Annotated in this window: 14 protein-coding genes; 8 read left to right on the top strand and 6 right to left on the bottom strand. The window is 66.7% G+C overall.

Annotation, left to right across the window (positions count from 1 at the left end; genetic code table 11):
- Positions 1-73 precede the first annotated feature (73 nt).
- Positions 74-1,318: an MFS transporter gene (locus AB0L82_RS01750; protein WP_364629454.1), complete on the bottom strand. Its 1,245-nt coding sequence runs from the start codon at positions 1,316-1,318 to the stop codon at positions 74-76.
- Positions 1,319-1,491: 173 nt separating this feature from the next.
- Between AB0L82_RS01750 and AB0L82_RS01745 the strand changes: the two genes are divergently transcribed.
- The gene (locus tag AB0L82_RS01745) at positions 1,492-1,932 is read left to right on the top strand and encodes a hypothetical protein (RefSeq protein WP_364629452.1); all 441 of its coding nucleotides are present in this window, start codon (positions 1,492-1,494) and stop codon (positions 1,930-1,932) included.
- Positions 1,933-1,944: 12 nt separating this feature from the next.
- On the opposite strand, the gene AB0L82_RS01740 is transcribed toward AB0L82_RS01745, so the two are convergent.
- Both AB0L82_RS01740 and AB0L82_RS01735 read right to left on the bottom strand, forming a co-directional pair.
- The gene (locus tag AB0L82_RS01740) at positions 1,945-2,757 is read right to left on the bottom strand and encodes a DNA-formamidopyrimidine glycosylase family protein (RefSeq protein ID WP_364629450.1); all 813 of its coding nucleotides are present in this window, start codon (positions 2,755-2,757) and stop codon (positions 1,945-1,947) included.
- Positions 2,758-2,844: 87 nt separating this feature from the next.
- The gene (locus AB0L82_RS01735) at positions 2,845-3,318 is read right to left on the bottom strand and encodes a ribose-5-phosphate isomerase (protein WP_364629447.1); all 474 of its coding nucleotides are present in this window, start codon (positions 3,316-3,318) and stop codon (positions 2,845-2,847) included.
- Between the two features lie 102 nt (positions 3,319-3,420).
- On the opposite strand from AB0L82_RS01735, the gene AB0L82_RS01730 reads away from it, so the two are divergent.
- Complete coding sequence (locus AB0L82_RS01730) at positions 3,421-4,428, top strand: M48 family metallopeptidase (protein WP_364629444.1); 1,008 nt, start codon at positions 3,421-3,423, stop codon at positions 4,426-4,428.
- Between the two features lie 99 nt (positions 4,429-4,527).
- Positions 4,528-5,517, top strand: a complete 990-nt coding sequence (locus AB0L82_RS01725; protein ID WP_364632720.1) for a M48 family metallopeptidase — start codon at positions 4,528-4,530, stop codon at positions 5,515-5,517.
- Between the two features lie 58 nt (positions 5,518-5,575).
- On the opposite strand, the gene AB0L82_RS01720 is transcribed toward AB0L82_RS01725, so the two are convergent.
- On the bottom strand, positions 5,576-6,238 hold the full coding sequence (locus AB0L82_RS01720; RefSeq protein WP_364632719.1) for a DsbA family protein: 663 nt from the start codon (positions 6,236-6,238) through the stop codon (positions 5,576-5,578).
- 145 nt (positions 6,239-6,383) lie between these two features.
- On the opposite strand from AB0L82_RS01720, the gene AB0L82_RS01715 reads away from it, so the two are divergent.
- The 3 genes from AB0L82_RS01715 to AB0L82_RS01705 all read left to right on the top strand — a co-directional run bounded on the left by AB0L82_RS01715 (position 6,384) and on the right by AB0L82_RS01705 (position 9,382).
- Positions 6,384-7,604, top strand: a complete 1,221-nt coding sequence (locus AB0L82_RS01715; protein ID WP_364629441.1) for an FAD-dependent oxidoreductase — start codon at positions 6,384-6,386, stop codon at positions 7,602-7,604.
- A 104-nt stretch (positions 7,605-7,708) separates the two neighbouring features.
- Positions 7,709-8,110 (top strand): YciI family protein, encoded by a 402-nt coding sequence (locus tag AB0L82_RS01710; RefSeq protein WP_364629438.1) that lies wholly within the window; start codon positions 7,709-7,711, stop codon positions 8,108-8,110.
- A 9-nt stretch (positions 8,111-8,119) separates the two neighbouring features.
- Positions 8,120-9,382 (top strand): sigma-70 family RNA polymerase sigma factor, encoded by a 1,263-nt coding sequence (locus AB0L82_RS01705; RefSeq protein ID WP_364629436.1) that lies wholly within the window; start codon positions 8,120-8,122, stop codon positions 9,380-9,382.
- A 9-nt stretch (positions 9,383-9,391) separates the two neighbouring features.
- Here the strand turns inward: AB0L82_RS01705 and AB0L82_RS01700 are convergent, their stop codons facing one another.
- On the bottom strand, positions 9,392-10,315 hold the full coding sequence (locus tag AB0L82_RS01700; protein WP_364629433.1) for an AraC family transcriptional regulator: 924 nt from the start codon (positions 10,313-10,315) through the stop codon (positions 9,392-9,394).
- A gap of 118 nt (positions 10,316-10,433) precedes the next feature.
- Here AB0L82_RS01700 and AB0L82_RS01695 point away from each other — a divergent pair, with 118 nt between their 5' ends.
- Positions 10,434-11,108 carry an NAD(P)H oxidoreductase gene (locus tag AB0L82_RS01695; protein ID WP_364629431.1) on the top strand — a complete coding sequence of 225 codons (675 nt, stop codon included), beginning with the start codon at positions 10,434-10,436 and terminating at the stop codon, positions 11,106-11,108.
- Between the two features lies 1 nt (position 11,109).
- On the opposite strand, the gene AB0L82_RS01690 is transcribed toward AB0L82_RS01695, so the two are convergent.
- Positions 11,110-11,946 carry a phosphoribosylaminoimidazolesuccinocarboxamide synthase gene (locus tag AB0L82_RS01690; protein WP_364629429.1) on the bottom strand — a complete coding sequence of 279 codons (837 nt, stop codon included), beginning with the start codon at positions 11,944-11,946 and terminating at the stop codon, positions 11,110-11,112.
- 182 nt (positions 11,947-12,128) lie between these two features.
- Between AB0L82_RS01690 and pepN the strand changes: the two genes are divergently transcribed.
- The gene (gene pepN / locus AB0L82_RS01685; RefSeq protein ID WP_364629426.1) at positions 12,129-14,717 is read left to right on the top strand and encodes an aminopeptidase N; all 2,589 of its coding nucleotides are present in this window, start codon (positions 12,129-12,131) and stop codon (positions 14,715-14,717) included.
- Positions 14,718-14,731 lie beyond the last annotated feature (14 nt).

The following is a 14,731-nucleotide window of genomic DNA, read 5'->3' as shown; positions in this document are numbered from 1 at the left end:
ATGACCGAGCTATCCGGCGCGAAGAACTCATGCGGGAGCGGAAGTTCTTCGTCGACGAACACAACGAGGAGATCTACGAGCGGGAATTCTCGCTCTGCGAGCACTGATTCCGGCCCGGCCACGGGATGTACACCGGGATGTAGCGGCCCATCGCCACCGCGCCCAGGGCCGACACTCCCCCCAGGGTCACCACCGCGACGGCGAGCGGTGCGAGTGCGGCCAGGCCGCTGACCAGCAGTGGACCGATGAAGAAGCCGCAGTCGTGGGTCAATCGCCAGGCGGCCAGGAATTCGGCGCGGGTGGCGGCCGGGGCGACATCGGCGCCGATGGTCATGATGACGCCGTTGCCGATGCCATTGCCGATGCCCATGACAATCGCGGCCACGGTGAGAATGGCGATCGAATCGGCAAGCGGCACAATCAGATACCCGATCGCCAGAATGGCCAGCGAGGGCACCGCGATGAATCGCCTGCCGAAGCGATCCATCAAATGCCCTGCGGGATAGGCGCATAGGACGTCCAACCCCGCCCCGATCCCGTAGACGAGCGCGGCCGTCGCGGCGCTCGCGCCGAGATGGTCTGCCCACAAAGGCAATATGGCATCGCGCGCCGAGCGCGCCGCACCCATCAGCAGCGATCCGCCCCCCAGGGTGAACAGCAGGGTGCGATGGGCACGGCCGATGCTCAGCAGTGAAAGCGGCGGCACCCTATCTATCCCGGAGTTCGCGGTCTGCGGATCAGGCAGCCTCGTCATGAGATATCCGGCCACCGCGATGGCGATCAACTGAACGACGAACCCACCGCGCGTACCGAATCCGATGATCGCCGCCGCCCCGAGAAACGGCCCGAGGAAACTCCCCAGCCGCATGGCCCCGCCGAACAACGCCATGGCCCGAGCCCGCCGCTCGAACGGAATCACCTCCGACAGATAGCTCATCCGCGCCAATCCCCATACGGCATTGGACAGTCCGACGACCACCAGTCCCATACACAGCACCGGCACGCTCGGTGCGAGCAGACACGCCAGCACCCCGAGCACCCCCGCGGAACTCGCGAGAACAATCGAAAGCCGCTCCCCCAGCCGCGAAACCACCTGCCCCGCCGGAATATCCCCCAGCACCTGCCCCAACCCCACCAGCGCCACCGTCAGTCCCGCCACGGCGGGCGAGGCCCCCAGACTCAACGCCGTCAACGCCATCACCGGCGCCGCCGCCCCCATCCCGATCCCATAGGCCGTAGCGGGCAGATAGACGGTGAACAACAACGGCCGCAGCGAGGACACCTCCCCCGCCCCCTCAACCTGCCGAATGACAGTCAACTTCCAGCCTCCGTGAGTGCCCGATAACGCCCACTCACTCTCCGAACCCACCCCACCCCTGACAACGCCCTTTCCACCCCGTGGAAATCACGCTGATTCCAACTCCAAATGTGAAACAGATTCAGTTCACAACTGCTAGATTTGCGCCGCCGGATCTACACGGGGAGAGATCAATGAAGTCCACGCTCACAACAGCTTTCGCCATCGCCGCCGCGGGCGTGACCATCGCCGCACCAGCCGCACATGCTGGCACAACCACAATCCACACCGACGCCCTGACCGGTTCATGCCATGTCGGCCAGACCTACGAACTATGGCTCTCGCACTACTCGCCCGGTGGTAGCCGGCTGGTTTTCACCGATAACGGAGTTCCGATTCCGGTCGACTGGCATGACTGGAACATGAGTTCGGTGAACTGGACGCCCACCGCGACAGGTCGGCACACATTGAAGCTGTCCGGCGACGGCACGCCCGGCGGGGAGTTGCTGATCACCTTCGGCAGCTCGAAGATCGTGGACCTCGGGACGGGCAGTGGCCTGTTCCAGGCGGCGCCGGTATCGCTGCAGACAACGGTCGTCCCCGCCTCCGACACCACCACCCCCTGCCTGCAATAGCGACGAACGCGCTCAGCTGGGCTGGCAGGTGGGGCACCAGAACAGGTTTCGGCCTTCCATGACCGAGTGCAGGACCGTGGTGGTGCACAACCGGCAGGGTTCGCCCGCCCGGCGGTAGACATACGTGCGGGGGCGGTCCGGGGAGTACGACGGTGCGCCGTGGTCGTCTTCGGGGCGGACTACGACCATTACGCCGCGTTTGACGCCCACCTTCATGAGGGCCACCAGGTCGGTCCAGATCGCTTGCCACTCTTCGTGAGTCAGCTGTTTGCCGGGGCGCCTCGGTGAGATGCCGTGGCGGAAGAGGACTTCGGCGCGGTAGACGTTGCCTACGCCCGCGATGACCTTCTGGTCCATGAGAAGTGAGCCGATGGGGCGCTGGGAGCGGGAGATGCGGTGCCAGGCTCGGTCCGGGTCGGCGTCACCGCGGAGCGGGTCGGGGCCGAGACGGGCTGTGAGGGTGTCGATTTCGGGGGCGAGGAGGATTTCGCAGGTGTTGGGGCCGCGCAGGTCTATGCCGTAGGGGGTGTCTTTGCGGCCGGGGCCGTACATGCGCAGGCGGACTTCGCCGACGGGTTCGCCCATGGGGACCGGGGATTCGTAGAATTTGCCGTAGAGGCCCAGGTGGATGTGGACGGTGAGGCCCGAATCGTAGTGGTGCAGTAGGTGTTTGCCCCAGGCTTCGGCGCCGGTGAGGACGTGGCCGTCGAGGCGGGCGGCCTCGGCGGCGAAGCGGCCCTGCGGGCTGGAGACGCGCACGGGCGCACCGGCCAGGCGCTGTTGATGCAGCTTTGCCAGGCGATGCAGTGTGTGGCCTTCGGGCACGAACTCACCGATCTCTCTGCGGGAAAACAGGAATGCCGCCGCGAACGAGAGTTCGCGGCGGCGTGGCCTATTCCGGGGTGGCGGAACTCAGTACGCGGGAACGGCGGGGGCGACGCCGGTCTTCTCGTATTCGGCGAGGATGTCGATGCGGCGCTGGTGCCGGGCCTCATCGGACCATTCGGCGGCCAGGAAGGCGTCGACGATGGCGAGGGCTTCCTCGGTGCTGTGCATGCGGCCGCCGACGCCGATCAGCTGGGCATTGTTGTGCTGGCGGGCGAGCTGAGCGGTTTCCACGCTCCAGGCCAGAGCGCAGCGGGCGCCGGGGACCTTGTTGGCGGCGATCTGCTCGCCATTGCCGGAGCCGCCGAAGACCAGGCCGAGGCTGCCGGGATCGGCGACGGTGCGGCGGGCGGCCTCGATGCAGAAGGCCGGGTAGTCGTCGAGGGCGTCGTACTCGAGAGCGCCGCAGTCGACGACCTCGTGGCCCTGGCCCTCCAGGTGGGACTTGACGTGGTTCTTCAGTTCGAAGCCGGCGTGATCGGCACCCAGGTATACGCGCATGGCAGGGATTCTCTCAGGAGCGCCGATCCGCCATTAACGGTGGGTGAGCGGGAGCGCGAATAACAGGTGCCAACTTTCCGGCCTCCGATGCGAAGGTGCGCCATGCCGTCCGATGACCGCCAAGAACGAATGCCCGCTTTGACCGCCCGGACCACGGTCAACGGCCCGGCCTGGAATCCCGTATCGGGGATGACCGGCTGGGATCCGGCCACCGGCCCGCCCGGCTGGGGTCCGGTCGCGCCGGATGAGACGCGCCCGCAACAGCTGCCGCCGCGCATGCCGATGGATCCGCGGACGCGCGGGCTGTCCCCGTTCGGGCTGCCCGCCCGGCACAGCTGGGAGATCCCGCTGCTGGTGCTGGTCGTGGTGCTGACCGTATTCGCCTATCCCTACGCGGTTTTCGCGGTGAGCCGCGGTACCGACAATCTGTACCTGTCGATTCTGGCGTTCGCGCCGATTCTGGTGTGGTTCCTGCGCGGTTCGCAGTGGGGTGCGGCGCGGGTATCGGGGGTGAAGATGTCGCCGACGCAATTCCCGGACGCCTATCGCATGGTGCAGGAGGCGGCGACGCGATTCGGTATGAAGAAGGTCCCGGATGCCTATGTGGTGCTGGGCAATGGGCAACTCAATGCTTTCGCGGCCGGTCACGGTTTCCGGCGTTTCGTGGTGGTCAACAGCGATCTGTTCGAAATCGGCGGTGCGGCACGGCAACCCGAGGCGCTGGCCTTCGTGATCGGTCACGAGGTCGGTCATATCGCGGCGGGACACGCCTCGTATTGGCGGCAATTCGGCACGATACTCATGCAATTCGTGCCCGTGCTCGGACCGGCGCTGAGCCGCGCGCAGGAGTACACGGCCGATAATCACGGCTACAGCTATTGCTTCCTGGGCGCGTCCGGCGCGATGACCACGCTGTCCGCGGGCAAATACCTCGGTGTGATGGTCGGATTCGACGAAATGGCGGACCGCGCCTTCACCGAAACCGGATTCTTCGTCTGGCTCACCAACTTGCAGGCCAGTCATCCGGTGAACACCTGGCGGATGTGGGCGCTGCGCGATCGCAGCCGTCACGGGAAGCTGTTCCTGCGCCCGGCTCCCCCGTCCGCATAGAGTTTGCTCATGACGTCCGACGATCAGTCGCAGCCGCCGAACGCCGAGCAGGGGAATCCGGTCACGGGGAGCCATCCGGGGTGGAATCCGGTCACGGGGATGACCGGCTGGAATCCGCAGGTCGGCCCGCCGGGATGGGTTGCCCAGCCCGGCTATTCACCGCCGCAGGTCCCCCCGCATCAGCCGACTCGCGGGCTGTCCCCATTCGGTATGCCCGCCCGGCACAGCTGGGAGATCCCGCTGCTGGCGGTCGTGGTCGTGCTGACCGTGCTCGCGTATATGTTCGCGCTGCTGCTGTTGCTGACCGGCAGCCTGAATCAATATGTGCTGCTGTTCACTTTCGCGCCGCCGCTGCTGTGGTTCGGCCGCGGTGTGAATTACGCGACGCAGCGGGTGAACGGCGTGAAAATGTCGCCGACGCAGTTCCCCGAGGGTTATCGGATGGTGCAGGAGGCCGCCGCGCGCTTCGGAATGCAGACGGTTCCGGACGCATACGTGGTGCTCGGCAATGGTCAGATCAACGCTTTCGCCTCCGGTCACGGTTTCCGCCGCTACGTGGTGGTGTACAGCGATCTGTTCGAAATCGGCGGTGCGGCACGGCAACCCGATGCGTTGGCGTTCATCATCGGCCACGAGGTCGGGCATATCGCGGCGGGGCATGTCTCCTATTGGCGGCAGCTGGGCATGTTCCTGGGACCGTTCCTGCCGATCCTGGGCAATTCGCTGATTCGCGCGCAGGAGTACACGGCCGATAATCACGGCTACTGCAATCGGCATCTGGGCGCGCCCACCGCGATGCAGACGCTCGCCGGCGGCAAATACCTCAATGCCATTGTCGGATTCGACGAGATGGCCGATCGCGCACCGCAGGAGAAGGGTTTCTTCGTCTGGGTGGTGAACGCGCTGTCCAGCCATCCGGTGCTGACCTGGCGCATGTGGGCGCTGCGCGATCGCAGCAGACACGGCAGGTTGTTCCTGCGCCCCGCCCCGCCCGCGCTGGCACAACCGCCCGCGCCGTACGGCGGCTATCCGCAGCAGCAGCCGCCACCGGCCGGATATGGTTCCGCCACAACCTATTTCGAGCAGTAGCAACGTCAAGGGCCCGCCGTTTCCGGCGGGCCCTTAGCATACCGGCCCGATGCGACAATCAGTCGAACTGCGGATCCTCGTCGCGGGTGCGCTTGAGCTCGAAGAAGTGCGGGTAGGACGCCAGCGCGACCGCGCCGTCCCACACCTTGCCCGCGACCTCACCGCGCGGAATCCGCGACAGCACCGGCCCGAAGAAGGCGACCCCGTTGATGTGGATGGTCGGCGTGCCGACATCCGGCCCGACCTTGTCCATACCGGCATGGTGCGAGACGCGCAGCGCCTCGTCGTATTCGGTGCTGGTGGCGGCCTCGGCCAGCTCGGCGGGCAGGCCCACCTCGGCCAGCGATTCCGCGATCACCTTGGTGAGCAGGTCCTCGCGCGGGCCGTCCGTCTCGTATTCGGCGCGGCGATTGTGCAGGCGGGTGCCCATCGCGGTGTAGAGCGCGGGCAGCACCTCGTCACCGTTCTTCGCGGCGGCGGCGATGGCCACGCGCACCGGACCCCACCCGGTCGCGAGCAATTCCTTGTACTGCTCCGGCAGGCCCTCGCGGCCCTCGTTGAGCACCGACAGGCTCATCACGTGGAAGTTCACATCGATATCGCGGACCTGCTCGACCTCGAGGATCCAGCGGGAGGTGATCCAGCACCACGGGCACAGCGGATCGAACCAGAAGTCGACCCGGTCCTTGTTGGTGTCACTCACGAGTAATCCCTTTCGCATTCGTCGGCCGGGCATGGCCGCCCCTATGGGCAACAATGCACCTTCTTACCGATATTTCCGCCGAGGGGCGCGTTCTGCGGGTTAGGGTCGGAATATCAGCCTTCGTCGTCGGCAGCCGCGGATGGGCGGCGCAGGAAGGTCACACATGACCACGGCATCCAGGTTTGTCATCGCAGGTGGTGGGCTGGCAGCGGCCAAGCTCGCGGCGGCCTTGCGCGCCAATGATTTCGACGGGACGATCACCCTCGTCTGCGCGGAGGAGCGATTACCGTACGAGCGGCCGCCGCTGTCCAAGGACTGCCTGCTGGGTAAGAAGACGCCCGCGGACACGATCGTGGAGCAGTCGCAGTGGTATCGCGATCATCACGTCGAGGTGCTGCTCGGCACCACCGTGACCGGGGTGGATCGGGCCACGAAAACCATTACGCTGCCGGATCATACGACGATCACCTACGACAAATTGGCGCTGGCCACCGGATCTCGGCCGCGCAAGCTGCCGATACCGGGAGCCGATGCGGCCGGGGTGTACACGCTGCGCACCGCCGAGGACTCCGAGGCGATCCTCGAAATGTTCGGCAGCGCCGGCCGACTCGTGGTGATCGGGGCGGGCTGGATCGGCCTGGAAGTCACCGCCGCCGCCCGCAATGCCGGGCTGGAGGTGACGGTTCTGGAATCGCTGGACGTGCCATTGCAGACCGCGCTCGGGCCGGAGATGGGACAGGTTTTCGCGGATCTGCATCGCGAGCACGGCGTCGATCTGCGCGTCGCGACCAAGGTCGCCGAGATCACCGTCGCCGACGGGCGCGCGAGCGGGGTCCGGCTCGCCGATGACACCGTCATCCCCGCCGACGCGGTGCTGATCGCGGTGGGCGCGCGACCCAATATCGAACTCGCCGTCGATGCCGGACTGGCCACCGGTGAGGGCGTACTGGTGGATGAGAGCCTGGCCACCAGCGATCCCGATATCGTCGCCGTCGGGGATATCGCCGATCAACAGCATCCGGTGCTGGAACGCCGAATTCGAGTGGAGCACTGGGCCAACGCACTCAATCAGCCCGCGGTGGCGGCGGCGACCATGCTCGGCAAGGACGCCGTCTACGACCGGCTGCCGTACTTCTTCACCGATCAATACGACCTCGGCATGGAGTACACCGGCTACGCGTCCGCCAAGCAGACCGCGCGCGTGGTGGTACGCGGCGATCTCGGCAAACGCGAATTCATCGCCTTCTGGCTGGACTCCGGGAATCGGGTGCTCGCCGGGATGAACGTGAATATCTGGGATGCGGGCGACCGGATCAAGGAATTGATCCTGGGCGGTGAGGCGGTCGATCCGGACCGGCTGGCCGACACCTCGATTTCGCTGTGACGACCGTCACCCATCGCGTTCGAACAACCGTGTCGAATTCGCGGCCCGGGCTCCGACCTGTCCGTGAACGCGCCCGCCCGGCGCACCGAACATAGGAGTCGACCATGAAGTACATGTTGCTCAAGACCTACGGGGCCAATGCGCACTGCGATACGCCGATCAACGAATGGACGCCGGAGGAAATCAAGGCGCACATCGATTTTCAGCGTGCGCTGGGCGAGGAACTCGCCAAGTCCGGCGAGCTGGTGGACGCGCAGGGGCTGGCCGGACCCGATGACGCGGTGCTGGTCAGCTCGGACGGACGGTCCGCCGCCGTGATCACCGACGGGCCGTTCCCGGAGACCAAGGAATTCCTCGCCGGGTACTACCTCATCGACGTCGACAGCCGGGAACGAGCACTGGAGATCGCGGCCCGGGCCTCGGCCGGACCCGGCCCGGGCGGAAAGCCGATCGGCGAATACATCGAGGTGCGCGCGGTGATGAGCGCACCCACCAGCGATCTGTGACCCGGTTCGATGGGCTCCACCACCTATGAGGTCGAGGACCTGCTGCGCACACTCGCCCCGCAGGTCCTCGGGGTGCTGACCCGGCGCTACGGGGATTTCGACACCGCCGAGGACGCCTTGCAGGAGGCCATGCTCGCGGCCGCCACCCAGTGGCCCGACGAGGGCACGCCGGACAATCCGCGGGGCTGGCTGATCCAGGTCGCGGCCCGCAGGCTCGTCGACACCGTGCGCGCCGAGGTGGCGCGGCGCAATCGCGAAACCGCGACCATGCTGCGCGAAGTGCCCGCCGCGGCCGAACTCTCCGACGCCATGGATGAGCGGGATGACACGCTGACACTGTTCTTCCTGTGCTGCCATCCCGTGCTGTCCCCGGCCAGCGCCATCGCTTTGACGCTGCGCGCCGTCGGCGGACTCTCCACCGAAGAGATCGCCCGCGCCTTCCTGCTGCCGGAATCGACCATGGCACAGCGCATCTCGCGCGCCAAGAAGCGGCTGGCAGCGGTGGATCGGCCCTTCGAGTCCGGCGAAAGCAGCTCGGAGACAGGGGAATCCGGCTACCCACAGCAATGGCGGGCACGGGTGGGCACGGTGTTGCAGGTGCTCTATCTGATCTTCACCGAGGGGCACACCAGTACCGGGACCGAGCTGCGGCGCAATGACCTTTCCGCGGAAGCGATTCGGCTCGCCCGCGCGCTGCATCGGTTACTACCGGATGATTCCGAGGTCACCGGACTCTTGGCGCTACTGCTGCTGACCGATTCGCGACGGGCCGCCAGGTCCGGGGCGCACGGTGAGCTGATTCCGCTGGCCGAACAGGATCGCGGGCGGTGGGAGCGCGCGACCATCACCGAAGGCGTCCGGCTCATCACCGCCACACTGGCGGGCGGGCTGACCGGGCCGTACCAGATCCAGGCCGCCATCGCCGCGCTGCACGCCCAGGCGCGACGGGCCGAGGACACCGAATGGGATCGAATCCTGGCGCTGTACAACAGACTCGAACGCATCGCACCTAACCCCATGGTCACACTGAATCGCGCGGTGGCATTGGCCATGGTCGACGGTCCGCAGGCCGGGCTGGACCTCGCCGCGACTCTCGAAGCGCCACTGCAGGGTTCGCACCGGCTCGACGCCGTACGCGGCCACTTCCATGAAATGGCAGGCGATTACACGGCGGCGATCACCGCGTACACGGCCGCCGCCGGTCGCACCACCAGCACCCCCGAACGCAACTACCTGACACTCAGAGCGGCACTGCTACGCGAGCAGCACTGATCGCGCCGGTCAGGCCGCTGCGCGGAAGCCGGTGGGGCTCAGGCCGCGGTGGCGTTTGAAGGCGGCGCTGAAGCCGAAAGCGTCGGCGTAGCCGAGGGATCTGGCTATCTGGGCGACGGTGAGATCGGTTGCGGTGAGCAGTTCTTCGGCCTCCTCCATACGGAGTTCGGTGAGGTAGGCCAGGGGTGGGGTGCCCATGATCGCGGTGAAACGTTTGGCGAACAGGGCGCGCGAGACGCCCGCCTGGGCGGCCAGCGTGGCCACCGTCCAGGGCAGGCCGGGACGGGCGTGGATGGCTTCCAGAGCGGGGGCGACCAGGGGATCCTCGACGCCGCGGTACCAGCCGGGCGCATCGGCACCGGCCTGTTCGAACCAGCTGCGCAGGGTGCACACCAGGCCCCAGTCCAGCAGGCGGTCCATCATCGCCTGCGAACCCGCGCTGTGACTGACCGCCTCGGTGGCGGCCGCTTCCATCCACGGGCAGATCTCGGCGTCCTCGTGGATGACCAGTGCGGGCGGCAGGGCGCGCACCAGGCGTTCGTGGCGGCGCGAGGAGGCGCGGTACGCGCCGACCAGCAGGGCGGTCGCCTCCCCGGCATCCTCACCCCAGTTGATTCCGCTCAAATCCGCTGCGGTGCAGTCGACTTCGGTGAAGCAGGCGATCTCGTACTCGGTATGCGGCACGCCGAGTGATTCGGGGCGATCGGTGAAGTGGAACGGTTCGGGACCCCGCACGATGACCGTGTCATCGGCGGCGAGGCACTGCCGGGTGCCGTCCGCCAGCACCAGGGTGCCGCCGCCGCGCAGCACGGTGATCATGGTCATGGGCGCGCCGTCGGTGAAGCGAATGGTCCAGGGCGCGGTGAGCACCGCATGCGTGACGACCGACCCTTCGGCGCGAATTCCGCTCAACAGCTGACTCAAGGGGTCCACGATTCGAGCGTAGACGAATTCCTATCGATCGGAGTGGATCACCCATGGATCGTCCACGCCGCAACCGGTGTACTGGATACAGCACCGCACGACCACCGCTCGATCAGGAGGAATTCCCTTGTCGCACAACGATAGTCGTACCGCCCTCATCGTCGTCTCACATCATCGCGCCGATTCGCTGACCGCGCATATCGCCCGTCGCACCGCGACCCAGCTCGAGGAGGCCGGATACGCGGTCGACCTGCTCGACCTGACCGCCGAGGGCTTCGACCCGCGCATGAACACCGCGGATCAGCCCGACTGGAACGATCGCGACAAGACCTACTCCCCCGAGGTCGAAGACCATATGCGCCGAATCCTGGCCGCCGACTTGATAATCCCCGTCTTTCCCATCTACTGGGGTTATGCGCCCGCCCTGCTCAAAGGCTGGGTCGACCGCGTCTGGAACTACGGCTTCGCCTACGGCCGCAGTAAGCCGAAACTCGCGGGCAAGCGCATGCTGTGGCTCGGCCTGGCGGGCGCGACCGCCGACGACTTGATCATCCCGGCCATCCAGACCATGCTAGACACCCAGCTCAGCGGCGCGATCGCCTACTACTGTGGTGTCTCGGACTCCCGCACCGTCGTGCTGCCCGACGCCGAGGAACGCCCCCAGCGCCTGGACGCCGAGGGCAAACTCGAAATCGGCGACGCGGTCCAGGGCGCGGCCCGCGACGCCCACTTCGCCGACTTCGAACGCAAAGCCGCGGAACACGTTTCGGACTTCCTGGCAGCCGACCGCGTCCCGGCCTGACCTACTCGGCGCTGCTCACCCAGGGTGTCCCGGTGATGAGTTCGTAAGCCTGCATGTACTTCTGGCGGGTGACCTCGACGACCTCGGCGGGGAGCTCGGGGCCGGGGTACTCCTTGTTCCAGCCGGTGCCGGTGGACCAGTCGCGCACGTACTGCTTGTCGAACGACGCCTGCGGACGGCCGGGTGCGTACTCATCGGCGGGCCAGAAGCGGGAGGAATCGGAGGTGAGCACTTCGTCGCCGAGGGTGAGAACCTCTCCGTCCCAGCCGAATTCGACCTTGGTGTCGGCGATGATCACACCGCGCTCGGCGGCGTGCGCCGCACCGCGCGAATAGATCTCCAGGGTCAGGTCGCGGAGCTTGTTCGCGACCTCCTCGCCCTCCTGGTTGATCACATCGGCGAACGAGATGGGCTCATCGTGCCCCTCATCGGCCTTCGACGACGGGGTGAAGAGCGGTTCGGGCAGCTTGTCACCATCCACCAGTCCGGGCGGCAGCGCGATACCGGATACGGTGCCGCTGCGCTTGTATTCGGCCAGCCCGCCGCCGGTCAGATACCCGCGCGCGACGCATTCGACCTTCAGCATCTTCAGCGGCTTGACCCGCACCCCGCGCCCGGCGAACTCCGCGGGCACATCGGAGGTGGAGACGATGTGATTGGGAATGCTGTCGAAGAACCCGAACCACCAGTTCGACAGCTGGGTAAGCATCGCGCCCTTGTCCGGAATCGGGGTGGGCAGCACCACGTCGTACACCGACACCCGGTCGGATGCGACCAGGATCAGCGAATCGCCGTCCTCGTACAGGTCGCGCACCTTACCGGCGTGAATGTGCTTCAACTTTGTCCTCCTCAGACTGGATCGCTGCCGCCGCACAGCCTACCGAGGGGCTGCTGCCCGCTCGCACCCGCCGGGACGAGGCATGCGCCTGCCATGCGCTGCGCCGACATGGCATTGTGGGCACCGTTGGCTTTACGGCGGGCAGCGCCGCCCGCAGCACTTGCGAGAGCGAAGGAGCACCCTTGTCCGCACCGAATCTCACCCGCGAGCAGGCGATCGAGCGCGCCGCGACGGTCCAGGTGGATAACTACCGCGTCGAACTGGACCTGACCGGGCAGCCCACCAGCGCCGAAGCGGCGACCAGTGACCTGTTCTTCTCGCGATCCACGGTGACATTCACGGCGACGCCGGGCGCGAGCACCTTCATCGACTTCGTCGGCGCGGGCGTGCGCTCGGCCGTGCTGAACGGCGTCGCGGTCGATGTGAGCGATTACGACGAATCCAAGGGCCTGACCCTGACGGGGCTGGCCGCGCGCAATGAACTGGTCGTCGAGGCCGATGCCGAGTACTCGCACACCGGCGAGGGCCTGCACCGCTTCGTCGACCCCACCGATAACAAGGTGTACCTGTACTCGCAGTTCGAAACCGCCGATGCCAAGCGCATGTTCGCGTGCTTCGACCAGCCGGACCTCAAGGCCACCTACGATGTCATCGTCACCGCGCCCGCGGACTGGGAGGTCATCTCCAACGGTGCAACCACCTCGACCAAGAGCATCGGTGCGGTCGTCGAGCACACTTTCGACACCACCCCGCGCATGAGCACCTATCTGGTGGCGCTCATCGCCGGACCGTACGCCAAGTGGACCGACACCTATGTCGACGAGCACGGCGATATCCCGCTGGGCATCTACTGCCGTGCCTCGCTCGCCGAATTCATGGACCATGAACGGCTTTTCACCGAAACCAAGCAGGGTTTCGGCTTCTATCACACCAATTTCGGTGTGCCCTATGCCTTCGGCAAGTACGACCAGCTGTTCGTGCCCGAATTCAACGCGGGCGCAATGGAGAACGCGGGCGCGGTCACCTTCCTGGAAGATTATGTGTTCCGCTCCAAGGTGACTCGCGCCTCGTACGAGCGCCGCTGCGAGACGGTGCTGCACGAGATGGCGCACATGTGGTTCGGCGATCTGGTCACCATGAAGTGGTGGGACGACCTGTGGTTGAACGAATCGTTCGCCACCTTCGCCTCGGTGCTGTGCCAGGTGAACGCCACCGAATACACCAATGCCTGGACCACTTTCGCGAATGTGGAGAAGTCCTGGGCGTACCGGCAGGATCAGCTGCCGTCCACGCACCCCATCGCCGCGGATATCCCGGATCTGCACGCGGTCGAGGTGAACTTCGACGGAATCACCTACGCCAAGGGCGCTTCGGTGCTCAAGCAGCTGGTGGCGTACGTCGGGCAGGAGCCGTTCCTGGCGGGTCTGCGCGACTACTTCACCGAACACGCCTACGGCAACGCCACTTTCGACGATCTGGTGGGCGCGCTGGAGAAGGCGTCCGGACGCGATCTGTCGGATTGGGGCGCGCAGTGGCTCAAGACCACCGGCCTGAATATCCTGCGGCCCGAGTTCACCGTCGACGCGGACGGTAGGTACAGCTCGTTCACCGTTATCCAGGACGGCGCGGAGCCGGGCGCGGGTGAGCGGCGTACGCATCGCCTGGCCATCGGCGTCTACGACGATCAGGACGGAAAGCTGGTGCGCACCAAGCGCGTCGAGCTCGATATCGATCCGGCCGAGCGCACCGAGGTGCCCGAGCTGATCGGTGTCGCGCAGGGCAAGCTGGTGCTGGTCAATGACGACGACCTCACCTACTGCTCGGTGCGGCTGGACTCCGGCTCGCTCGAGACCGTTGTCGATCGCATCGCCGATATCGCCGAACCGCTGCCGCGCACGCTGGCCTGGTCGGCCGCCTGGGAAATGACCCGGCAGGCCGAGATGCGGGCCCGCGACTTCGTGGCGCTGGTGCAGCGCGGCGTCGGCTCGGAGACCGAAATCGGTGTGGTGCAACGCCTGCTCATGCAGGCGCACACCGCGATCTCCTCCTACGCCGATCCGAACTGGGCCACCGACACCGGCTGGCCGGAGTTCGCCGACCGCCTGCTGGCGCTGGCGCGGGCCGCCGAGCCGGGTTCGGATTACCAGCTGGCCTTCGTGAACGCCCTCACCGGCGCGCACCTGTCGGTCCGCCACGTCGAGGCGCTGCGTCAGGTCCTCGAAGGCGATGCGGCCGCCGGCCTGCCCGGCCTGGTGGTCGACACCGACCTGCGCTGGCGACTCATCCAGGCCCTCGCCGCCGCCGGTGACATCGACAACGACGGCACCGAAACCCCGGTCATCGACGGCGAACTCGCCCGCGACGACACCGCCGCGGGCCGCCGCCAAGCCGCCGCGGCAGCCACCGCCCGCCCCCAGATCCCGGTCAAGGCACAAGCCTGGGCCACGGTCATGGACGACGACTCGGTCCCGAACATCACCGCCCGAGCCATCGTCGCCGGCTTCGCCCCGGTAGGCCAAGCCCACCTCCTGACCCCCTACGTCGAACGCTACTTCGCCGAAATCCCATCGGTCTGGGACCGCCGCTCCAGCGAAGTAGCCCAAACCGTAGTGGTCGGCCTCTACCCCCACTGGGCCATCTCCGACGAGGCCGTAGCGGTAGCCGACAAGTTCCTCTCCGGCGACCTCCCACCCGCCCTCCGCCGCCTCGTGGTGGAAGGCAAAGCAGGCATCGAGCGCTCCCTCCGCGCCCGCGCCTTCGACCGCGCCTAACCCGAAACCAGAAG

This window comes from Nocardia sp. NPDC052001 (assembly GCF_040680615.1).
GTDB lineage: Bacteria > Actinomycetota > Actinomycetes > Mycobacteriales > Mycobacteriaceae > Nocardia.
This window is presented reverse-complemented; position numbering and strand designations above follow the sequence as displayed.